The sequence below is a fragment of the Arthrobacter sp. YAF34 genome (assembly GCF_052113245.1).
Lineage (GTDB): Bacteria > Actinomycetota > Actinomycetes > Actinomycetales > Micrococcaceae > Arthrobacter.
The window spans coordinates 321742-341923 of sequence record NZ_JBFRCV010000001.1; the positions used below are offsets into that span (position 1 = coordinate 321742).

Here is a 20182-nt window from a genome sequence, read left to right on the forward strand (position 1 = left end):
GGAAATTCACGACCGCCCAGTAACTCTACCGGTTTTGGCCCTGGTTCTGGCGTTCAGTCCGGTACTTGCCCGTTATGGCGCTGAGGACAGCGGACTGCCGGAGCAGCCCGGTAACGACGCCCTCGCGGTCCACCACGGCGTACTCCTGGCCTTCGAGCTGGGCCAGATACTGCACCAGTTCCTGGCCTTTGGACCATTCGGGGACGTAGGCGCCGGCGCCGAGGGGGTAGGAAACTGCCGTGAGCGCCGTCGCAGCGGCCAGCGCCGGAGGCACGGTGGCCGCCGCCCCGGCGTCGACGATGCCCACCGGCCGGCCGTCCCGGTCGTACAGCACGACGGCGGGCTTGCCTGCCGTGGTGCACTCGAGGAAGTCAGCAACCGTGGCGCTTTGCCTCAGGCCGACGGCGGGTTCGGCGAGAGCCGCGGCGTCCACAAGGTACAGCCGGGCCCGCATGCGGGCCTGCTGGATCGACGCCGACGCCCCCACCCACAGGAAACTGCCCACCAGTGCGGTGATCAGGGTAAAGGAAATGTCCGGGCGCGCGCCGCTGAGCAGGGGCAGGACGATGAACCACAGGGCCAGGGCGACCACGATGATCCGGCCCGCCCAGCCGGCCGCGATCGTTCCCTTGTCCTGGCTTCCGGTGGCCTTCCAGACGGCGGATTCGACCAGCCGGCCGCCGTCCAGCGGAAGCCCGGGAAGGACGTTGAAGATGCCGATCAGGAGGTTGGCCCAGACGAAGATGTTGGCGAGGATGTCGGCCACACCGCCCAGGTCCCCATAAAAGAGCAGGAGCCAGCCTGCCCCGGCCAGGACGAAGTTCGCCGCCGGGCCGGCCATCGCCACCAGGACGGACCGGCCCGGGGACGCCGTGAAGCTTTGGAACTGGGTGTGCCCGCCCCAGAGGTTGAGGACAATTTTCTCCGTGGGCCAGTGGAACAGCTTCGCGGTCAGCGCGTGGGCGAGTTCGTGGGCCAGCACGGAAATCAGCAGTAGCAGCGCATAGGCGAAGGCAACGAAGAACGCGGTGACGCCGAGGCGGGGATTATTGGTCTGCAGGACCGGTCCGTAGGCGATCACCGTGAATGCCGCGATGATGAACCAGGAATAGGCCAGAAACACGGGAATGCCGGCGATGCGGCCCAGCGGGATCCCGTCCCGGCGGCTGGCCGGACTCTTGCCCGGCTGCCCCGGGCCGTTGGCGTCAGCCACGGGCGTGCCCCGCAGTGGAGGGCACGGCCGCGTGCATTGTCGAGGGGGCGGTCGAGGGCGCGGTGGTATCCGGGGCCGGGTCCGCCGCACGGCCAAACGTGGCATCCGGGAATTCATGCCGCAGGGCGACCAGCTCTTCCAGATCGGCCACGGTGCGGCCTTCGAGGGTGTCCCAGGTGGCGCGGCGCGGATCATGCGGCAGCGGCAGGATGTGCGGGATGGCGACCGTGACGACGCCGGAGGCCACGGCGGCCGCGACGCCCGGCACGGAATCTTCCAGGGCAACGCAGTGGTGCAGGTCCAGCTCGGGGTCCTGTTGCTGCAGGAGCCCGACGGCAGTCAGGTAGGCCTCCGGGTGCGGCTTCCCCTGCGAGACGGTGTCCCCCGTGACCAGGAACTCGAAATAGGGCTCGGGCAAGCTCGCGACGATCTCCCGGGCCAGCGGGGCCTCGGACATGGTCACAAGGGCGCAGCGGATGCCGGCGTTGTACAGTTCGTCGAGCAATTCGCGGGCACCGGGGCGCCAGGGAACGGATTTCCGCACCTGGCTGACTACATGCTCGGTGAGGGTGTCGATGATTTCGCGTCGCTCCAGCGTCACGCCGGCCTCCTGCAGGAGGCCTGCGGAAAACACCAGGGACTGCCCCACGAGCTGCAGGGCCTGCTCATGGGACCACCGTCCGCCGTGGGCCTCAACGAGAGCACGTTCGGCCTCGATCCAGTAGGGCTCGGTGTCGACGATGGTGCCATCCATGTCCCACAGCGCTGCTTTAAGAAGGGGCGGGGAAGCTAAGGATCGCATGCCTTCCAGTCTACGGGGACGCATGGTGCCGGGCGCCCGTGCTACGCCTTCGGCGAATTTTGGGCCCTGCCGCGGGGTTCCGCGGCACGTCCGGGCGCCCGCGCCGCTTGATTGCCTGCACGGGGAGCGGACTTGGAAGTAGGGTGTTGGGATGAACAGCTTCGAGGCAGACCCCACCGAACCAGGCGCCGTCTCCGAGCCGGAGCGGCTGCTGCAGCCCGTCCCCGAGGGCAGGCGCGTCACCGTCATGTTGGCGGCCTTTGAGGGTTGGAACGACGCCGGGGAGGCCGCCAGCGATGCCCTTCGCTATCTGAACAAGCTCTGGGGCGGCAAGAAGGTCGGGTCGATCGACGCCGACGAGTACTACGATTTCCAGTTCACCCGGCCCACGATCCGCCGGACTGCCTCCGGCGAGCGGAAGATCAAGTGGCCGTCAACGCGGATCTTCAAGGCCAGTGTGCCCGATTCGAATGTGGATGTGATCTTCGTCCAGGGCACCGAGCCGTCCTACAAGTGGCGGGCCTACACCGCCGAGCTGCTGGTGCATGCCGAAGCCCTGCATGTGGACTACGTCATCCTGGTCGGTGCCCTGCTGGCCGACGTGCCGCACAGCCGGCCGATCCCGGTCAGCACGTCCACGGACGACAATGCCCTGCGTGAACGGATGGACTTCGAGGCCTCGCAGTACGAGGGTCCGGTGGGGATCGTGGGCGTCCTTGGCGAAGTGGCGCTGCTCGCCGGGCTCCCCACAGTCTCGCTCTGGGCAGCCGTGCCGCACTACGTGGCACAGGCGCCGTCGCCGAAGGCCCAGCTGGCAATCCTGCACCGGATCGAGGAGCTCCTGCAGGTGCCGCTGGACACCACCGAACTGGTCGAGGAGGCCGACGCGTGGGAGCGCGGCGTGGACGAGCTCGCCACCGAGGATCCAGAAATTGCGGCATATGTGCGCCAGCTTGAGGAAGCCAAGGACACCGCCGACCTCCCCGAGGCCAGCGGCGAATCCATTGCCCGCGAGTTCGAGCGCTACCTCAAGCGTCGGGGCAAGGACAAGCCCTAGGCCGGGTCCGGCGGGCCGCCGGGTTATTCTTCGGACCAGACCCTTAAGCCACTGCCGGTGAACGCCTGCCGGAACAAGAGTTGGACCTATGTCTGATCGCAACTACATCTTGTTCGTGTCGTCGTATGCCGACGAAAGCTCGGCGGAAGACGATTTTAAGGCGATAAAGAGCATGGACGACGCGGCTGTGGCCGCTGCGGTCGTCCTGTCGCGTGACGCCTCGGGCAAGACCGAGGTCAAGGAGCACGGGGGCGGACTGGTAGCCGGCGGCAGCACGGCCGGCGCCATCGGCGGGCTGGTGGTCGGACTGTTCGCTCCGCCGCTCCTGCTGTCCGGTGTGATCGGTGCCGGAATCGGCGCAGGCGTCGGCGCCATCAAGAAACGTCACGAGGAAAAGTCCATCGGCGTCAACGCGGAAGAGTGGCTGCCGCCGGGCTCGTCCGCGATCGTTGCCCTCGTTGACGACCTCTACCTCGACCGCGTCGATGAGGCGATCGGCAAGGCCACCCGGAAGGTCAGCAAAGCCGTCGAGAGTGGAGACTACGACGCCGTGGTCAAGGCCGTGAACGAGGGCGACCAGAAGATCATCGAAGCTGCGTCGTCCTGATCGGCCGGCGCACCCGACACGGTTCCGGTGTTTAGAGTTCGACACCGAGCAACGCGTTCACGGCGTCGCTGACGAGGGCGGCGTCCGTGGCTGATGCCGTCTCCGGGGTGTCCAGGGCGGCCTTGGCCCAGGCGTCGACGGCGGCCAAGGCGCCGGGCGCGTTGAGATCGTTGGCGAGCTCGGTCCGAAGCGCGCCGATGAGGGACCCGGCGGAGCCTTGGGGCGCAACGGCGAGGGCTTGGCGCCAGGTGTGGAGCCGGTCCTTGGCCTCGTCGAACCCGGGGGCGGTCCAGGACCAGTCCGTGCGGTAGTGGTGGGCCAAGATCGCCAAGCGGATCGCGGCGGGCTCCTCCCCCTCGGCGCGGAGCCTGGACACCAGGACAAGGTTGCCCTTGGACTTGCTCATCTTTTCGCCGTCGAGGCCCACCATGCCGGCATGCGCGTAGTGGCGTGCCAGCGGCACGCCGGCCAGGGAGTACGCGTGGCCGGCACCCATCTCATGGTGCGGGAAGATCAGGTCCGAGCCGCCGCCTTGGACGGTGAACGGTTTGGGCAGGTACTGCTGGGCGATCACGGTGCACTCGATGTGCCAGCCGGGCCGCCCTTCCCCCAGCTCTCCCCCGGGCCAGCGGGGTTCGCCTTCGCGGGCAACCCGCCACAGCAGCGGGTCCAGTGCCTGGCGCTTGCCGGCCCGGCCCGGGTCACCGCCGCGTTCGGCGAAAAGTTCCAGCATCTCGGCGTCGGAAAGTCCGGAAACGGACCCCAGGGTCCAAGCGTCAACCGCATCGGAAGCGTGCTTCCCGGCGGCCTCGACGTCGTAGTAGACGTCGCCGTCGGGCTCCCCGCCGGTGCCGGGAACGCGGTAGGCCAGGCCGTTCCGCAGGAGACGCTCGATCGCCGGAACGATCAGGGGAACTGCCTCGACGGCTCCGACATAATGGTCCGGGGCGATCACATTCAGGGCTTCCATGTCCGTTTGGAACAGCTCGATCTGGCTCGCCGCGAGCTCACGCCAGTCGACGCCGGTGGCCGTCGCGCGCTCCAGGAGGGGGTCGTCGACGTCGGTCACGTTCTGAACGTAGGCCACGTGCTGGCGGCCGTCGCGCCAGGCGCGGTTGAGCAGGTCGAAGGCAACGTAGCTGGCCGCGTGGCCCATGTGTGTGGCGTCGTAGGGGGTGATGCCGCAGACGTACATGGACTGCTCACCCGTGGCCTCCAGGGTGACGATTCCGCCCTGGGCGGTGTCGAAGAGGCGGAGGGCAGGCATGCTGCCCGGGAGCTGGGGAACAGGGCGGGAGATCCAGGATTTCACAGCCCAAGCCTAGTGCTAGGCACTGATGACATTGAAACCGAGCAGCAGGAACAGGGCCAGGCCCAGCAGGATCCGGTACCAGACGAACAGCCGGTAGCCGCGGGTAGAGACGTACTTGAGGAACCAGCCGATGATGACGTAGCCCACAAAGAAGGCGATAACGGTGGCCAGGGCCGTTTCCGGAAGGCCGTACGGGCCGGTGATGCCTTCCTTGGAGACCACCTTGTACAGCTGGTACAGGCCGCTGCCGAATACGGCGGGAATGGCCAGCAGGAACGAGTAGCGTGCCGCCGCCTCGCGGGTGTAGCCCATGAAGAGGCCGGCACTGATGGTGCCGCCGGAGCGGGAGACCCCGGGGAACAGGGCCAGTGCCTGGGCCAGTCCGTAATAGAGGCCGTGCTTGTAGCTCAGTTGCGCGAGCTCGCGGTCCTGCCGCCCGAGGGTGTCGGCCACTGCGAGCACCATGCCGAACACAATGAGCATGGTCGCGACGCCCCAGAGACTGCGGAGTACCGATTCGATCTGGTCCTGGAACAGCAGTCCGAGGACGATGATCGGCAGGCTGCCCAGGATGACCAGCCATCCCATCCGCGCGTCCGGGTCCCGCCGGGAGACCTTGCCGCTCAGCGAACCGGCCCATGCGCGGAGGATCCTCAGGATGTCGCGCCAGAAATAGACGATCACGGCCGTCTCGGTGCCCAGTTGCGTGATCGCCGTGAAGGCGGCACCGGGGTCGGACGCGTCCGGGAGGAAGGCGCCGACAATCCGCAGATGGGCGCTCGAGGAGATCGGGAGGAACTCGGTCAGTCCCTGTACCAGGCCCAGGAGAGCCGCTTGTATCCAGTTCACGTTTATAGACCCTACGTTATGAAGGCGCGCGAATCCCCGTAAGCTTGCTGACATGCAGCAGCGTTATGTCGGCAACAGTGGGTTGCGTGTGTCCGCCTTGTCCCTTGGCACCATGTCCTGGGCCCGGGAGACTGAGGAGCAGGATGCGGCGTCCCTGCTGCGGACCTTCCTCGACGGCGGCGGGACCCTGATCGATACCGCGGCCTCCTACGCCGATGGGCAGGCCGAGGCGATGCTCGGCGGCATGCTGGGCGACGTGGTCGCCCGCTCCGAGGTGGTGATCTCCACGAAAGCCGGGCTGACGACGGCGGACGGGCGGCGCAGCGTGGACACGTCCCGCAACGGCATGCTCTCCGGCCTCGACGCGAGCCTGGCCCGGCTGGGCACTGATTACGTGGACCTCTGGTTCGCCCACGCCTGGGACCCTAACGTGCCGCTGGAGGAGACCCTGTCCGCGCTGGACTACGCGGTGCGCTCCGGCCGGGCGCGCTACGCCGGCGTCTCCAACTTCAACGGCTGGCAGACGGCCAAGGCCGCCGCCATTGCGGGGTTTCCGCTGGTGGCCAACCAGTCCGAATACTCGCTCCTGCAGCGCGGCGCCGAAATCGAACTGATTCCGGCCATCGAGGACGCCGGACTCGGCCTGATCGCCTGGGGTCCGATGGGACGCGGCGTCCTGACCGGAAAGTACCGCGGACATATCCCCGCGGATTCCCGTGCCGCCCACCAGCGGCTCGCCACCTACGTGGAGCCCTATCTCGAGGCCCCCGCGTCCAGCGTGGTGGAAGCCGTCGCCATGGCCGCCAAGGGTCTGGGCCGGACGCCCCTGGACGTGTCGCTGAGCTGGCTGCTGTCCCAGCACGGCGTGGCCACCGCCGTCGTGGGGGCACGGACGCCGGTGCAGCTCAAGGAGATCCTGGATTCTGCCCTCGCGCCGCTCCCGCCGGAGATCGCGCAGGCCCTCGAGGACGTCTCCGACCCGGCCTGAGCCGAGGCAGCCTTCGCGCTCAGCCCGGGGCAGCGGTGCGGCGGAGCCCGAGCGGTCCCAGCGCCGCTGCCCGGATAATATTCTGCGTGACCCGGGCGGCGAAGTCTCGGGAACGGGCAGGGACGGCTTCATCGGTCTGGGCCTGGAGCCAGTTCATGGTGCCCATATTCAGCACGCCCGCGCCGGACGCGGCAGTGTAAAAGGTCGAATCTGCCCAGCCGCGGGAGGTATGCGCCCCCGCTGCCGGCGAGTGGGCAAAGACAACAAGGTCTCTTGCGTGGGCAAATTCAGGCCGTTCTGCCGTCGGGAACAGCCGGTCAACTTCGCCGGCAGTGAGCCCGGCGTAGGTGTCGCCTTGCGCCGCACCGGTTCCCCCGAAGGCGAAGAAACCGGGTTCCGTCACGGTGAACATTCCCGTGACGCCGAGGTCGCCGTATACCGAGCCTGTCAGCGTCGATTCCGGATCGGGGACGGGGCCCTCGCGCCACCGCGTGGTCGTGGCATCGGGGTGGCTGAAGCGGTAAGGATCCAGTCGGGCCTTCCGGTAGCAGACCAACACACGGTCCTCCCCCGTGGAGGAAGGCTCCAGGCGAGTACGCCAATAGACGTTGTTCGCGCCGAAAAAGACAATGTTGGTGCCCGCGTCCCGGGCGCCCTCGACGGCCCGGCGCAGTGCAGGCGACCAGTATTCTGAATGGGCTGAGAAGATCACGGCAGCGGCGCCGGTCACAAGCTGTGGGTTTCCGCTGATCCGTGCTTCGGTGGTGTACGCGAGGTTGAGCTCGGTGTCTGTGATGGCTTCCGCGGCCCTGATCAGCGGAGCGTTACGACGATCGACCTCGTCGAAATTCCGGTAGGGCCGGTCGAAGGAGACTTTGTAGGACCGGTCAGTCCGCACATGCGTCGGTCCGGTGTAGAGCGAATAGCCGCCCCATTGGTTGTACGCCTGCATGGTGCAGTCGTTAAAGACCAGCACTGTCTTACCCACGACCGACGCCGACTCTACGACGAGGGGGATCATGTGGTCCCGCCCGGCACCACCGGTCAGCACCAGGTAGTACAGGCCCTCGGGCCATCCGGTCGTGTTGATCGACGTTGTTACCTGCCACGGGCAGGACACCATCCGAGTTCCCGGCTGAACGTTAAAGGGCCGCTGCCGCCGGACCGGCACTGGTCCGGAGGTCCACACCAGACGTTGGCCCTCCCCGTCATAGTGCCCGATCCGATAGGCCGTGATCCGGACACTGCGCAGACTTGAGTTGACATACACATCCACGATGCGCCGCCGCGCGGTCGAGGCATGCTGGCCCAGGAACCCCTCCAGGGTTGGGGTGGCCGACCAATTCGATGCGACCTCGGTCCTCGGGGTGCCGGGCAGCCGGTTCTCCCAAGTAGCGCTAAACGCGGTTCCCGAGGGCCGCTCCGGGAGCTGAGTGCTTGCATGCGCCGTTTCCACAGGGGTCCGAGACAACCGGTCGATGGCTGCGGACTCTGCGGCGACCCAAGCCAATCCGGCAATCGCAGCACGGATCACTGCCCTACGGTCGGGGCGATAGCCATTTTCGCCCATCATGGCCTCGATTCGCGCCAGTCAATGTGTGGCACGAGACAGATCCTCAGCGGCGTTGACAGTCCGTTCCACGACCTCCCTTCAGGCTACAAACAACAGTCCATTTAGGCAGGGGTAGGAAGTACTTGTTTTTCCCCGCGGACGCCCCATCTGGACGACGCGGGTACTCGCGTAGGCGTCCGGGGGCGCCAGGGAGCGCGAATCCCCTTAGTTCTCTGAGTTCTGCAGGATTTCGAGGTCTTCGTCGTCGTCAACGTCCTCGTCGTCCTCGTCGTCTTCGTCGCCGTCGATGACTTGGAGCGGGGTCACTTCCCCATACGCTTCGTAGAGGGCGTCGTCGTAGACTTCAAAGGCATCGGCGACGGCAAAGAACGCCGCTTCGACCGCGGGATCCCCGTCACTTCTGCGGGCGGAGGCAGCCGCCAGGTGTTCTTCCAGTGCAGAGGCCAGGGACGCAAGCGCGACACGCGGATCGATGCTCATGACTTCACGTTAGCCGGAAAAGGACGAAAATGGAGAGCAATGAAAGAACATTTTCTGAGCAGCTCGGTCCGGCGGGAGCGGGACTACGTCAAGCAGTACGAGTACCTCGTACTGACGGTCGGCCCTGAGGATTCACTGCCCGAGGCCCGCCGCCGGCTCGTGGAACATTCCGAATACGGCAAGTGGGAGCTGGAACGCAGCCGCCTCTACGTCGGGGGCGGCCGGCGCTTCTGGCTACGCCGGAAAGTCATCCAGGTCCAGCGGACCGTCTAGGATTCCAGCGTCCAGCGGACCGTCTAGGACTCCTAGCGTCCAGCGGACCGTCTAGGATTCCAGCGGACCCAGCCAGGCGTTCGCCACGGTGTTGTGCGCGGATTCGTCGTCCGACGGGTGGAACAAGCCTGCCAGCACGTCCCGGTACAGCCGCTCCAGCTCGGAGCCGCGGAAGTAGCTCGACCCTCCGGATACCCGGATGGCGAGATCCACCACGGTGCGGGCCGTTTCCGTGGCCCGGACCTTGAGGCCTACCAGCCGGGGAAACCACTGATTGCCCAGGTCTGCCAGTTCGTCGACGTCGGCCGCCACCCGGGACAGGTGCGGGTACAGCGCATCCATGGCCATCGCCGCTTCCGCCACTTTCCAGCGGATGTCCGGATCCTGGGCGTAGCTGCGGCCGCCGTTCTTGAACGATGTCCGGCGCTGCACGGCCTCCACGCCGAGCGTGAAGGCCCGCTCCCCGATCCCCGTGTACACCGCCGCTAGCAGTGTCTCGAAGCAGGCAAAGATGGCGAAGATCAGCGGGTCGGCGTTCGGCCCTACGGGCAGCTTCCTGAAGATCCGTTCCGCCGGCACGACGGCGCCGTCCAGCACGGTCGTATTCGACTGACTCGCCCGCATCCCCAGCGTGTCCCAGTCGGGCAGGATCTCGTACCCGGGGGTTTCCCGGGTGATGAACCCGTGGACCAGTTCCCCGGCACCGTCCCCGGCTGAGGCGTCCTTTCCGAAGATCCCCAGCCGGGTCCACGCCGGCGACAGGCTCGTGAAGATCTTGCGGCCCGTGAAGCTGTAGCCGCCGTCGGGCAGCGGGACGGCCTCGGTCCGGGAGTCAAACAGCACGGAGTCGTTCCCGGCCTCGGAGTTCCCGAACGCAAAGACCTCCCCCTGCGCGGCGTCCTTGAGGACGAAATCCAGCGATGAGTCGCCCCGGGCGCCCAGGACGTGCGCGACGCCGGTCCACACGAGGTGCATGTTGACGGCCAGTGCGGTGGCCGGGGCCGCCGTCGCGAGTCGGCGCTGCAGCTGCGCCGCGTCGGCCAGGCCGAGTCCCAGGCCGCCGTCGGACACGGGGACGAAGATCTTCAGATAGCCGGCCGCCTTCAAGTCCGCGAGGTCCTCGTGGAAGAAGGCGTTGTCACGGTCGTAGCCCGCGGCGCGGCCGCGGATCCGTTCCAGCAGGGCCCCGGTGAGGATGTCCTCGGGCGTCATGGCGGGCGGGTCCGCTCAGTAGTTGGTGAGCAGGGTGTCCAGCACCCGCGCACCGAACTTCAGGGAATCGGCCGGGACGCGCTCGTCCACGCCGTGGAACATGCCGGTGAAGTCGAGTTCGTCCGGGAGCATCAGCGGGGCGAACCCGTAGCCGGTGATGCCCAACCGGCTGAGCGACTTGTTGTCGGTTCCGCCGGAGAGCGTGTAGGGCAGCACCTTGGCGCCGGGGTCCTCGGAGTGCAGGGCATCGATCATCGCATCGACGAGGTTGCCGGCGAAAGGTACTTCGAGCGAGACGTCGTTGTGGACGTAGCTGATGTCAACGCCGGTGCCGGCGAGCTCCCGTACCATCTCCAGCACGTGCTGCTCCTGTCCGGGCAGCGTGCGGCAGTCAATGAGGGCCTCGGCCGCTTCCGGGATGACGTTGTGCTTGTAGCCGCCCTTGAGCAGGGTGGGGTTGGTGGTGTTCTGCAGCGTAGCGCCGACAAATCGGGCCACCGTGCCGAGTTCCTTGAGGATCTTGTCCGGATCGTCGGGATCGAATTCGACGCCGGTGAGTTCAGTCACACCGTCGAGGAACTGCCGGGTGGTGGGAGTGAGCTCAATCGGCCAGTTGTAGGCGCCGATTCGGGAGACCGCGCCGGCAAGCCGCGTCACGGCGTTGTCGGTGTTGATCTGGGAGCCGTGCCCCGCGCGGCCGTGGGCGACGAGGCGGAGCCAGGACAGACCCTTCTCGGCGGTCTGGAGCAGATACGTGCGCTGGCCGCCGATGGTGGCGGAAAAACCGCCGACCTCCGAGATCGCCTCCGTGGCGCCCTCGAAGAGTTCGGGCCGCTTGTCGACGGCGTAGCGGGCGCCGTAGGTGCCACCGGCTTCCTCATCGGCGAAGAACGCAAAGATGAGGTCCCGCTTGGGCTTGCGGCCCCTGCGGGCGAAATTGCGCAGCACGGAGAGGATCATGGCATCCATGTCCTTCATGTCCACCGCGCCGCGGCCCCAGATCAGGCCGTCTTTGAGTTCGGCGCCGAAGGGGTCCACTGACCACTGTTCGCGGAGGGCCGGAACCACGTCCAGGTGGCCGTGGACCACGAGGGCGCTGGCGGAGGGGTCCTCCCCCGCCAGCCGGGTCACCACGCTCGCCCGTCCCGGGGCTGCCTCGAAGATTTCGGCGTCCAACCCCACCTCGGCCATGAGCCCGGCAGTGTATTCGGCGGCCGCCCGTTCACCGGGGCCGGAGCCGTCACCGTAGTTGGATGTGTCGATTCGGATCAGCTCCTGGCAGATCCTGACGACCTCGTCCTCGGGCCTGGGTTCGGTCCGGTGATCAGTCATAGCGGCTCCTCGTGGCGGTGGCTCAATTGCTTGCTTCAGCCTACCCATACGCCCCCCGCAAGCCCCGATTATTTGTTTCCGGAAAAGTCGTGCTAGAGTCTTTCTCGCTGCTTCCGAGAAAAGCAAAACGCTGAGAGGCGAAAATGATCTCGGAATTACCACCTGCGCGGGTGGCGGAATGGCAGACGCGCTAGCTTGAGGTGCTAGTCCTCGAAAGGGGGTGGGGGTTCAAGTCCCCCTCCGCGCACAAGGGAAAACCCCTGGAATCCACGGATTCCAGGGGTTTTTTTCGTCCCGCCCTCACCGTGCTCGCGAGGCTGCTACTGCAGGCGGACGTCCAATGCGAGACTGAACCATGCCGCTCATCCAGGTCTCTAACGCCAGGCCATCCTCAACAGCCAAGACGCGCCAACTGCTTGCCGAACTCACGGCAACGTATGCGCGCATTATGGAAATACGGCCGGACACCATCAGGGTCACCCTCCAAGAATTGCCCCGAGAGAACTGGTCCGTCGCAGGCGTCACGCTGGCCGACTCCGGCCAAGATGCATCACTGACCAATCTGACCCCCGGTTTCTGAACTGCCGGTTTTTGCCCGTCGTGTCAGGGCGGAGGCATGACGGGTGCAAGCAGCGAGGTGCTTCGTGCGTTCCGTTGCGTGCGTTCTTCGTAGTGATCTGCGCTCGACAGGACTTTCACGATTGCGCTGGAGGCTAGAAAGCGAAGTGGCTCGGGCTCCCAGTTCCTGGAGCGGTGCCCCACCCAAGGCAGGCGGGTCAGGTCCGTGTTGCGTCGGAGCAGGAGGTCGGCGAGGGTCCGCCCGGAGATGTTCGCGGCGGTGACACCGTGCCCGGAGTAGCCTCCTGCCGTGCCGAAGCCAGTGCGCTGGTCAAAATTGATGCCCATTGACCAGTCACGCGGAACGCCGAGCGGACCGCCCCAATGGTGCGTGATTGCAGCGTCGCGTACCGCCGGGAATGCCGCGTGCAGCGTGGCGATCAGCCTGGCACGCACCCCAGCGTCGCGTTCACGCCGCTCATCGATCGGGTGCCTTAGGGCATACGGTGCGCCACGGCCGCCGATGGCGATTCGGTCATCTGGCGTGCGCTGGGCGTAGAAGAAGAGATGCATCAAGTCCCGGACCGTAAGTCCCCTGGTCCAGCCGAGTTCCTCCCAGACTTCCGCGGACAGCGGTTCCGTGGCGATCATCAGGGATGTCAGGGGCAGATAGCTCCTTGACTGGCCCGGCAACTGGATCGTGTAGGCCTCGGTGGCGCGTATGACGGCGTCGGTTTTCACCGATCCGTGGTGGGACCGGACGAGGCCCGGGGCCACGTCGGTGACTTCGGTGCCCTCGTAGATCACGACGCCCCGCGCTTCGCAGGCGCGCGCAAGGCCCCGGATGAACCTGGCGGGGTCCATCCCCGCGCAATGCGGCGTGTAGAGGGCGGATTCCCAGCCTTCGACGTGGACGAGCCGTTCCGATTCGGTGCGGCCGACGGCCCGGTCGCCGGGACACAGCGTCCCGGCGCGCACGGCTGCGTCGATCCCTTGCAGCATCCGATGCTTCTGCGGCGCTGAAGTGGCGACGGCGAGGCTACCTGCCTTGACGTACCCGCAGTCGATCCCCTCCTCGGCGATGACTCGGCCGATCTCATCGACGGTGGTGCAGGTTTCCAGGATGGCGCGGCGGACGGCGTCCTGGCCGTGGCGTCTGGCATAGACGCCGGCCGAGCCGGCGATGCCGGCCCCGACCCAGCCGCCGTTGCGGCCGGAAGCGCCGAATCCGGCAATCTCGCGTTCGAGCACGACGATCCGCAGATCGGGCTGATGGACGGCGAGGTAGTAGGCGGTCCAGAGCCCGGTCATGCCGGCGCCGACGATCGCGACATCGGTGGTCGTATCGCCTGCCAGACTAGGACGCGGCGTGAGCGGCTCATCGAGTTGGTCCAACCAAAGGCTGCGGTTACGGTACCGTCTTGCGGGTGACGGTTCGGTGGTCACGGGTTGCCTCCTGCGAGTGCTTGGGCCAGTTCCGGGTGGGATACATCCTCGCGAACGGAGGCGCTTGGCGGTAGCGTGGCACGCTTGCTACGGCAGGTCGCGGAAGCTGTGCTGATCCACGAGAGCGCCTAACATCGCCTCATGACCCAGGTTACGTTGCCAAATGCTGCCCGCGACCGTCTGCTGGATCGATTCGGTCCCGTCGCTGCTGCCTGGATCGACGACTTCGGACCGCTTGTTGGTGAACTGTGCCAGAAGTGGACGCTCGAACCTCGTGCTGTCCACGCGGGCGGGACGGGCGCCGTCGTCGAGTGCGTGTCGGCCGCCGGAGGAACCCGGTACGCGCTCAAGCTCTCACCGGACAGCACGGTCACGCAGCAGGAGGCGGCTGCACTGGCGTACTGGACGGATGCCGCCACCGTCGTCGACCTGGTGGATACGGATGCAACTTGTGGTGCGATCCTGCTCGAATGGGTACCCGAGCCCGCGGAGTTGACCGCCGATGCATCGGGCATCGCGGACGTTGCCGGCCTCATCGGAGACCTCTACCTACCACGCGGGGCACTGCCCGCTGAGGTTCCCCCCGCCCGCGAGCGCGTGGAGTTCGTGTTCGAGTTGTGGGACCGACGCAGGCGTACTCTCCGGGACTCCCCGATCGATGAGGCAGTCTGGCGCCGGTGTCGCGAGACTGCGTTGGAGATGGCAAACGAAGGGGATTCGCTTCTTCACGGCGATCTTCATCCCGGCAACATGCTGCGGACGGGTAACGGCAGCCAAATTGTCGCGATCGACCCTCGCCCGTGCATCGGCGATCCGGCAATGGACCTCGCCGACCTCGCCATGACTCGAGCGGATAGCGAATCGGCCATCCGCCGCCGGTGCCGTCAGCTCGCTGAACTTGCTGATCCCATCGACGCCGACCGGCTATGGCGTTGGTGCTGCAACTTCGCCCCAATCATGGCGGTCTCCCCCGTCCGGCGTGCCGCGAGGAGCGCGGACCTCACCCTCATACGCGCCCTCGCCAACACCCGCTGAGTTGTGGGCCGCGTTTGCTCTGGCCGGCTTCGGGCAGCTGCTATTCGGCATGGCCATGGGAGTCGAAGGGCCGCTGGAAATGGGCTACCAGCAGGCTGTGACTCCGCACAGGCTCATACCCGCATGAGTGCCACGAGGCGGTCGGTGAACCGGGGCATGATCGTCATCGGAGCCCCCTTGGGCGGCGCCATAGCCACCGTCGCGGGTGCCGATACGGCGCTCTGGGCCGCCGCCGCCTTCCTCCTGCTGGCCTCCCTCGTGCTTCTGTTCTCCAGGTTCAGAGACGCGCGGATTGAAGACCAACAACTTTCCGACGAGGAAGCCCTCATTCCCTAGGCGGCGGCCCCCGCAGCCATTTGTCCGCATCCGACGCTACCCAGGAACGCGGAACTCCTCGGCCTTCAGCCGCCACGAGCTGCCGGCAGCACTGACCGTGAGCTTGTAGGTCCCCGGGAACACGGTAACGCCGGTCGCCCCGGCGCCGCCCTTGGCCAGGGACAGAATGGTGAGGGCCGGTCCTTTCGCGGGTTGGAGGAAGACGACGGCCGGGCCGGGGAAGGCGTATTCGATGTGTAGCTTGCCGGTAACCGTCACGACCGGCCCCGGGGGCTTGGTGCCGGATGCCTCCACGACGGTAACCCACTCTTTCGCCGGTGGCGGCGGGGTGGGGTTCAGGAGTGCATCCAGGGCGGTGACAGTGGCGGCAACAGTCCCGGTGACGGGGGCCGCGGTGAGGTAAATCACCCCGCCCGCGACGGCGGCGGTCAGGACAGTCGAGGCCAGGCGCAGACTGCGGCGCAGGGGGGCAGTCCCGACCAACGGGACGGACGCGCCGTCGGCGGCGTCTTCTCGGGTGATACGGAACAAGTCAATGACCCACCAGATGCCGGCGCCGCCGAACGTCAACAGCTTCAGGCAGCCGGTGACGGGCTTGCGGAGGTAGAACCGGTCCGCGCCGGTGAAGCCCAGGAACAACGCCAGAAACCACGCGGTCCGCAGGGAGCGCCGCGGCGGCAGGTCGCGTACGAAGACCAGCCCGTCCTGTTCGGTCAGGGGCATATCCCGATTCTGGACCCGCGACACCGGGATGTCTATGGCGTTCCGAGGCGAAAATCGGGCGGTCCCCCGGGCCGCCGCGCCGGTGCCGGATTCGGGGTGCCGTGAAATCGGCCATTGGACGAGGGACATCCGCGGTACCCGGGCCGGGATGGCAGCCTAGGCCCGGGGTTCGCCGGCCGGCACCTCAGGCTCCGGCAGCGGATCGCGGCCGGACCACGTCTTCAGGACGGTCCAGGCGACGGCGGTGATCGGTACGGCGAGAAGCGCTCCTACGATGCCGGCGAGCATGGTGCCGGCGGCGAGGACGAGCAGGATGGCCAGTCCGTGGATGCTGAGTACTTTGCCCATCAGCACCGGCTGCAGGAAATGGTGTTCGAGCTGGTTCACCGCAATCACAACCGCCAGGACAATGAGCGCCTGGAGGGGGCCGTTGGAGATCAATGCGACGGCGATTGCCAGGGTTCCGGCGACTGTGGCGCCGACGATCGGGATGAATCCGCCCAGGAAGATGAACACGCCCAGCGGCAGGGCCAGCGGCACTCCCATGATGGCGAGGGTGATCCCTACGACGAGGCCGTCGATCGCGGCGACGATGGCGGTGCCGCGGACGTACCCGCCCAGGACAAGGGTGCTCCGGTCCGCGGCCAGGCGCGCCTTGGCGCGGTGGTCGGCGGGCAGGAATCCGATGAGAAAGGTCCGGATCTCGGGGCCGTCCTTGAGGAAGAAGAACAAGGTCACAGCCATCAGGACCGCGCCGGCGAAGACTTCCCCCACGGTGCGGGCCCCGGTGAGTGCTTCTGCCCCGAAGGAGCTGGAGGTGAGGAACTCCCGCACCGAGTCGATCGCGGCGGTAATCTGCTGGTCGCTAACGGGGACAGGTCCGTTGTTCAGGAAAGAGTGCAGCTGGTCAACCCCGGCAGCGGCGCGCGCGGATAGTTCGGCCCACTGGTTGCGGACCAGGATCACGATGCCGGTGACGATGCCGCCGACGACGGCGAGGATGGCGACGAATGAGGCGACGACGGCGAGGGCACGCGGCCACGAGCGGCCTGTGAGCCAGCGGACCAGCGGGGAGATCGCGGCGGCCAGGATGCCGGCAATCAGGACCGGGATGATGACGAGTGGAACCCGGGTCGCAGTCCAGATGATGGCCCACACGAGGGCAGCCACCGTGAGCGCCTGGACGGAGCGGATACTGGCGCGGCCAAGGCCGTCCGTCCATATGGCCGCAATACCGGTGCGGGAATCGGTCATTATGGTTCTCTCTTTCGCAGCTGAAGGGTGCCTGCAAGTCATTCTTCCCGGTTCCTGGCCCGGGACACGACAAGGGCGGCGGGATTGATCCCGCCGCCCTTGTCGTCCGCGCGGCCGTCAGGGGAGCTCAGCGAAACCCGGGCACGCAGCTACGCCCAGTCCAGGGGCTCCGGCCTGGAGTTCTGCCACACGTCATAGAACCGTGCGCGGGCCTCATCGCCGCGCTGCTGCTCCCGGGCATGCAGACGCCCGTAGCTGAACCCATTGCCCCCACCCACGGCGGAATCCGCCGCTAGTTTGAGCAGGGTCTCCCGGATGACGACACTGTCGTGGAAGTCTCCGAGTACTTCCTGGATGGCCTCTGCGGCTCGGGCAAGGGCCGTTGCCTGCTTGCCGAAGACCGGGGACGCCGCCTCGGCGGCATACCGCAACCGCTTGGCGCACTTCCGGACCTCATGCAGCGCGGCGTCCTGCGGCCCCTCTTCGTTGGCGCTGTCCACGGCGCTGTCCACGGAGCGGACCGCTTTCGCGAGTCGTATTTGCTCAGCCGAGACGAGGCGCCCGATCGTCCGTCGCGCTTCCTTCTCGCCCGTGCCGGTGAGTGGAGGGTCCGCGAGGAACGCATCCAGGGAGTCGAGCAGGCGGACGTAGCGGTCGCTGTCCAACGCCTCGAGGCCTGCGGCCCGGGCGGGGCGGTAGATGTCGTTGAGGTGCTGCTCGATGCTTTGCGCGACGGGACCGAGCAACAGCTCGGGTGGTTCGGCGCTGATCATCTCCTTCAACCTCTGCCTGATGATCTCGGTGTCCCGCGCCTGACCCACAGTGCTGGCGAGCCACTGGAGCTCGGACCGGAGGAACTGCGTGGAGGTGACGTCCAGGAGCTTCCGGAAAGTGGCCAGCGCCGACCGTAACCGCCGCGCGGCCACCCGCAGTTGATGCACGGCATCTGGCGCATCAACGCGGACGCCCGGGTCGTGCCTTTTCAGGGCCAGAACCTGTTGAAATATGTACGACAGCACGACGTCGGAGGCCGGCCCGTGCCGCTTCGGCTTGGGCGCCTGCAGGGGATCGCCCGGGTAGTTTGAACCAAGCGCCCTGGCCAGTTTGGAGGGCAGGGAGGCGAGCGGGACTCCGGCGGCGGCGAACTGCGCGTCAGCGTCCTTGAGCAACTTCTTGTGGCCCTCCACGAGCTCAAGTTCCCATTCCCGCCACTGCTGCGGTTCGGCCGGGGTCAAGAGGCTTTGCGCCTCCACGCGGTCGTCGCTGAACTGGGCCAGGACCGCGCCGTCGGCGTCGTACAGGGGAATCGAGCTACGGAGGGTCTTGATGCGTGCGACGGGGTGGAGCGGGTGGCGGCGGGCGTGAACCAGGACCTGCTGACGCAGCCGCTCGGGCACTGCCTCCAGACCGCCTTCAAGCGGCTCCCTTATTTCCTGCCGCTCGACTGCTGTGACCGGAAGTTTCAGATGCCAGCCGGCATCCGGGCCTCCGGTCCGCCGGCGCAGAGTAATGCGCTGAGCGGCCAGCGCCAGCGCGTCCGTATCGAAATACACCGCGTCCAGCTGTTCAGTGACAGGCACCCCGACGTGGTCCACCCCCTGGATCGATGCCAGGCGGGGGAGGTCCTCAGCTTCCGCCGGGCTGTACTTGCGTTCCACCTCGATCGCATCGAAACCGGCCATAGCCCATTCTAGGAACTGCCCGGTTGCTCGGGCCTGTGCCCAAAGCCCCTAATCAGGGCGCCTGGCGCGGTTCGCGGCAGGGGTGCCAGCACGCTGGCTGCCGCTCACGCGGATGTCCTGATCCCCGCGACCCGCACCGTGGCGATCTGGGCCCGTGGATGTGGCGAAGCCCCGGTCAAATAGCGGTTGACCGGAGCTTCGAGACCATTATGGGCAGGCCTTCCTGTGCGTTGGCCGGGAGCAGGCGGCCCCTCCGGAACGCCTCACGGTCTGTGGCGCTACCGGTTGAGCATTTCGTTCATCAGGGGCGCGTTGCGGACGTTGTCGGTCAGGGGCGCCAGCCCCCACAGATCCTCGATCGTGTGCAACAGTGAGTAATGCGAATAGGCGGAATGGGACGTAAAGCCCTTCCTGGCCGCCGGGCCCGCGAACACCGTGGCCACCCTGTTGTCGTCGTCGCTGCCCTCGTCCCAGGTAACCACCAGCAGGGAATTCTGCGTGGTGAAGGCCGGCGATGCAAGGATCCGCGGCACTTCCCTCGCCAGCCAGTTGTCTCCGGTGCTGATCGGACAGTTGTGCGTATCGTGGCACATGTTGGGGCTGATGAACGCGTAATCCGGCAGCGAGGACGTCGACTGCAGGTCCTGGTCCAGCCGGTCGAATGGCACAACATGGTCCGCGCAGGACGTCTTGTCGTCCGTAACGGACGGGTAGTACATGAAGGGGTTGTGCTTCACAGCGTATGCACCGAAGTCCCGCGCAACGCAGGGCGCGGGCATACTCTCGGCGTACATTTTCCACGTTCGTCCGGACTGCGTGATCTCATCGGCGATGGACCGCGCATCCGCGGTGCAGGACCTTGGTTTGCAGTCGCTGGTGATCCCCGCGTTCGTTCCGCTGGTCAGGGCCAGATAGTTCGGCAGGCTCGGGTGCATGATCGCCTGGTAGTTGGCGGCCAGCGAGAATTCCGCCGCCAACTGGTTGAAGTAGCCGGCACTGCTGGCGCCGAGGATCTGCGAGGCCGCCTTATTTTCCAGGACGATGACCACAACATGCGCGACGCCGGTGCTGCCCGGTCCCCCGGGTGCAGGGTGCGGGGCGGGCTGCGCAAAATAAGGTGACGACGGCGGCGCGGTGGCCGTGGGAGGCTGGGCCTCCCCACTTGGCGCCGGTGCGGACTTGACGGGCGCAGATTCAGGGGGCGCTGATTCGGAAGGCGTGGACGGCCCCGGTTGCACCGGGGTGCAACCCACCAGCAACAGGGCCAAGGCCAGGCCGCCGGCCAAAGAGCGTCGGCCGATCCGCTTCATCGGACCATGCTAACGGCCCGTGCTCCGGCCACCAAGGGCGCCCGGAGGAACGGATCTGCCGCGGTCTCAGCCCCGTCTCAGCCCCGGCTCAGTCCCGGCGTCGTCCGGTCTCCCGCGGTCTCCGGCCCGCTCAGGTGCCT

General features: G+C 66.9%; 20 protein-coding genes and 1 tRNA gene. 8 read left to right on the top strand and 13 right to left on the bottom strand.

Annotation, left to right across the window (positions count from 1 at the left end; translation table 11 throughout):
• Positions 1–25 precede the first annotated feature (25 nt).
• Both AB4Y72_RS01535 and AB4Y72_RS01540 read right to left on the bottom strand, forming a co-directional pair.
• Entirely contained in the window at positions 26–1213 is a 1188-nt protein-coding gene (locus AB4Y72_RS01535; RefSeq protein ID WP_441424411.1) for a site-2 protease family protein, read from the bottom strand.
• Positions 1206–2015 carry an HAD family hydrolase gene (locus AB4Y72_RS01540; protein WP_441424412.1) on the bottom strand — a complete coding sequence of 270 codons (810 nt, stop codon included), beginning with the start codon at positions 2013–2015 and terminating at the stop codon, positions 1206–1208. Before AB4Y72_RS01540 ends, AB4Y72_RS01535 begins: the two co-directional genes overlap by 8 nt.
• Before the next feature lie 151 nt (positions 2016–2166).
• Here AB4Y72_RS01540 and AB4Y72_RS01545 point away from each other — a divergent pair, with 151 nt between their 5' ends.
• On the top strand, positions 2167–3072 hold the full coding sequence (locus AB4Y72_RS01545) for a PAC2 family protein (RefSeq protein WP_441424413.1): 906 nt from the start codon (positions 2167–2169) through the stop codon (positions 3070–3072).
• A gap of 88 nt (positions 3073–3160) precedes the next feature.
• Complete coding sequence (locus AB4Y72_RS01550; RefSeq protein WP_441424414.1) at positions 3161–3679, top strand: DUF1269 domain-containing protein; 519 nt, start codon at positions 3161–3163, stop codon at positions 3677–3679.
• A 31-nt stretch (positions 3680–3710) separates the two neighbouring features.
• Here the strand turns inward: AB4Y72_RS01550 and mshC are convergent, their stop codons facing one another.
• Together mshC and AB4Y72_RS01560 are read right to left on the bottom strand one after the other, a co-directional pair.
• Positions 3711–4991: a cysteine--1-D-myo-inosityl 2-amino-2-deoxy-alpha-D-glucopyranoside ligase gene (mshC, locus tag AB4Y72_RS01555; RefSeq protein WP_441424415.1), complete on the bottom strand. Its 1281-nt coding sequence runs from the start codon at positions 4989–4991 to the stop codon at positions 3711–3713.
• Positions 4992–5006: 15 nt separating this feature from the next.
• On the bottom strand, positions 5007–5840 hold the full coding sequence (locus tag AB4Y72_RS01560) for an undecaprenyl-diphosphate phosphatase (protein ID WP_441424416.1): 834 nt from the start codon (positions 5838–5840) through the stop codon (positions 5007–5009).
• A 52-nt stretch (positions 5841–5892) separates the two neighbouring features.
• Between AB4Y72_RS01560 and AB4Y72_RS01565 the strand changes: the two genes are divergently transcribed.
• Entirely contained in the window at positions 5893–6828 is a 936-nt protein-coding gene (locus AB4Y72_RS01565) for an aldo/keto reductase (protein WP_441424417.1), read from the top strand.
• Between the two features lie 19 nt (positions 6829–6847).
• On the opposite strand, the gene AB4Y72_RS01570 is transcribed toward AB4Y72_RS01565, so the two are convergent.
• Together AB4Y72_RS01570 and AB4Y72_RS01575 are read right to left on the bottom strand one after the other, a co-directional pair.
• The gene (locus AB4Y72_RS01570; RefSeq protein ID WP_441424418.1) at positions 6848–8401 is read right to left on the bottom strand and encodes a N,N-dimethylformamidase beta subunit family domain-containing protein; all 1554 of its coding nucleotides are present in this window, start codon (positions 8399–8401) and stop codon (positions 6848–6850) included.
• Positions 8402–8605: 204 nt separating this feature from the next.
• On the bottom strand, positions 8606–8881 hold the full coding sequence (locus AB4Y72_RS01575) for a hypothetical protein (protein WP_441424419.1): 276 nt from the start codon (positions 8879–8881) through the stop codon (positions 8606–8608).
• 39 nt (positions 8882–8920) lie between these two features.
• Here AB4Y72_RS01575 and AB4Y72_RS01580 point away from each other — a divergent pair, with 39 nt between their 5' ends.
• The gene (locus AB4Y72_RS01580; RefSeq protein ID WP_018772920.1) at positions 8921–9154 is read left to right on the top strand and encodes a DUF5703 family protein; all 234 of its coding nucleotides are present in this window, start codon (positions 8921–8923) and stop codon (positions 9152–9154) included.
• A 51-nt stretch (positions 9155–9205) separates the two neighbouring features.
• Here AB4Y72_RS01580 and AB4Y72_RS01585 read toward each other — a convergent pair whose 3' ends face one another.
• Entirely contained in the window at positions 9206–10366 is a 1161-nt protein-coding gene (locus tag AB4Y72_RS01585; protein WP_441424420.1) for an acyl-CoA dehydrogenase family protein, read from the bottom strand.
• Between the two features lie 15 nt (positions 10367–10381).
• Positions 10382–11698, bottom strand: coding sequence for a M20/M25/M40 family metallo-hydrolase (locus AB4Y72_RS01590; protein ID WP_441424421.1), 1317 nt, complete (start codon positions 11696–11698; stop codon positions 10382–10384).
• Between the two features lie 164 nt (positions 11699–11862).
• On the opposite strand from AB4Y72_RS01590, the gene AB4Y72_RS01595 reads away from it, so the two are divergent.
• Together AB4Y72_RS01595 and AB4Y72_RS01600 are read left to right on the top strand one after the other, a co-directional pair.
• Positions 11863–11945: transfer RNA gene (locus tag AB4Y72_RS01595), tRNA-Leu, on the top strand.
• A gap of 108 nt (positions 11946–12053) precedes the next feature.
• Positions 12054–12278 carry a tautomerase family protein gene (locus AB4Y72_RS01600; protein WP_441424422.1) on the top strand — a complete coding sequence of 75 codons (225 nt, stop codon included), beginning with the start codon at positions 12054–12056 and terminating at the stop codon, positions 12276–12278.
• 23 nt (positions 12279–12301) lie between these two features.
• On the opposite strand, the gene AB4Y72_RS01605 is transcribed toward AB4Y72_RS01600, so the two are convergent.
• Positions 12302–13702, bottom strand: a complete 1401-nt coding sequence (locus AB4Y72_RS01605; protein WP_441424423.1) for an NAD(P)/FAD-dependent oxidoreductase — start codon at positions 13700–13702, stop codon at positions 12302–12304.
• A gap of 141 nt (positions 13703–13843) precedes the next feature.
• On the opposite strand from AB4Y72_RS01605, the gene AB4Y72_RS01610 reads away from it, so the two are divergent.
• Positions 13844–14737: an aminoglycoside phosphotransferase family protein gene (locus tag AB4Y72_RS01610; protein ID WP_441424424.1), complete on the top strand. Its 894-nt coding sequence runs from the start codon at positions 13844–13846 to the stop codon at positions 14735–14737.
• Positions 14738–14860: 123 nt separating this feature from the next.
• Positions 14861–15073 carry a hypothetical protein gene (locus tag AB4Y72_RS01615; RefSeq protein ID WP_441424425.1) on the top strand — a complete coding sequence of 71 codons (213 nt, stop codon included), beginning with the start codon at positions 14861–14863 and terminating at the stop codon, positions 15071–15073.
• A 36-nt stretch (positions 15074–15109) separates the two neighbouring features.
• On the opposite strand, the gene AB4Y72_RS01620 is transcribed toward AB4Y72_RS01615, so the two are convergent.
• The 4 genes from AB4Y72_RS01620 to AB4Y72_RS01635 all read right to left on the bottom strand — a co-directional run bounded on the left by AB4Y72_RS01620 (position 15110) and on the right by AB4Y72_RS01635 (position 20042).
• Positions 15110–15796 carry a TM2 domain-containing protein gene (locus AB4Y72_RS01620; RefSeq protein WP_441424426.1) on the bottom strand — a complete coding sequence of 229 codons (687 nt, stop codon included), beginning with the start codon at positions 15794–15796 and terminating at the stop codon, positions 15110–15112.
• Positions 15797–15952: 156 nt separating this feature from the next.
• Positions 15953–17050: an AI-2E family transporter gene (locus tag AB4Y72_RS01625; RefSeq protein WP_441424427.1), complete on the bottom strand. Its 1098-nt coding sequence runs from the start codon at positions 17048–17050 to the stop codon at positions 15953–15955.
• A gap of 149 nt (positions 17051–17199) precedes the next feature.
• A complete protein-coding gene (locus tag AB4Y72_RS01630; protein WP_441424428.1) occupies positions 17200–18732 on the bottom strand; it encodes a CYTH and CHAD domain-containing protein in 1533 nt (510 codons plus the stop codon).
• Between the two features lie 278 nt (positions 18733–19010).
• Positions 19011–20042 (bottom strand): alkaline phosphatase family protein, encoded by a 1032-nt coding sequence (locus tag AB4Y72_RS01635; protein WP_441424429.1) that lies wholly within the window; start codon positions 20040–20042, stop codon positions 19011–19013.
• Positions 20043–20182: the final 140 nt, after the last annotated feature.

Coding starts and splice junctions, on each gene's coding strand:
- AB4Y72_RS01540 (WP_441424412.1), bottom strand. CDS start 2,015: ATGCGATCCTTAGCTTCCCCGCCCCTTCTTAAAGCAGCGCTGTGGGAC.
- AB4Y72_RS01545 (WP_441424413.1), top strand. CDS start 2,167: ATGAACAGCTTCGAGGCAGACCCCACCGAACCAGGCGCCGTCTCCGAG.
- AB4Y72_RS01550 (WP_441424414.1), top strand. CDS start 3,161: ATGTCTGATCGCAACTACATCTTGTTCGTGTCGTCGTATGCCGACGAA.
- AB4Y72_RS01565 (WP_441424417.1), top strand. CDS start 5,893: ATGCAGCAGCGTTATGTCGGCAACAGTGGGTTGCGTGTGTCCGCCTTG.
- AB4Y72_RS01570 (WP_441424418.1), bottom strand. CDS start 8,401: ATGATGGGCGAAAATGGCTATCGCCCCGACCGTAGGGCAGTGATCCGT.
- AB4Y72_RS01575 (WP_441424419.1), bottom strand. CDS start 8,881: ATGAGCATCGATCCGCGTGTCGCGCTTGCGTCCCTGGCCTCTGCACTG.
- AB4Y72_RS01580 (WP_018772920.1), top strand. CDS start 8,921: ATGAAAGAACATTTTCTGAGCAGCTCGGTCCGGCGGGAGCGGGACTAC.
- AB4Y72_RS01585 (WP_441424420.1), bottom strand. CDS start 10,366: ATGACGCCCGAGGACATCCTCACCGGGGCCCTGCTGGAACGGATCCGC.
- AB4Y72_RS01590 (WP_441424421.1), bottom strand. CDS start 11,698: ATGACTGATCACCGGACCGAACCCAGGCCCGAGGACGAGGTCGTCAGG.
- AB4Y72_RS01600 (WP_441424422.1), top strand. CDS start 12,054: ATGCCGCTCATCCAGGTCTCTAACGCCAGGCCATCCTCAACAGCCAAG.
- AB4Y72_RS01610 (WP_441424424.1), top strand. CDS start 13,844: ATGACCCAGGTTACGTTGCCAAATGCTGCCCGCGACCGTCTGCTGGAT.
- AB4Y72_RS01615 (WP_441424425.1), top strand. CDS start 14,861: ATGAGTGCCACGAGGCGGTCGGTGAACCGGGGCATGATCGTCATCGGA.
- AB4Y72_RS01620 (WP_441424426.1), bottom strand. CDS start 15,796: ATGCCCCTGACCGAACAGGACGGGCTGGTCTTCGTACGCGACCTGCCG.
- AB4Y72_RS01625 (WP_441424427.1), bottom strand. CDS start 17,050: ATGACCGATTCCCGCACCGGTATTGCGGCCATATGGACGGACGGCCTT.
- AB4Y72_RS01630 (WP_441424428.1), bottom strand. CDS start 18,732: ATGGCCGGTTTCGATGCGATCGAGGTGGAACGCAAGTACAGCCCGGCG.
- AB4Y72_RS01635 (WP_441424429.1), bottom strand. CDS start 20,042: ATGAAGCGGATCGGCCGACGCTCTTTGGCCGGCGGCCTGGCCTTGGCC.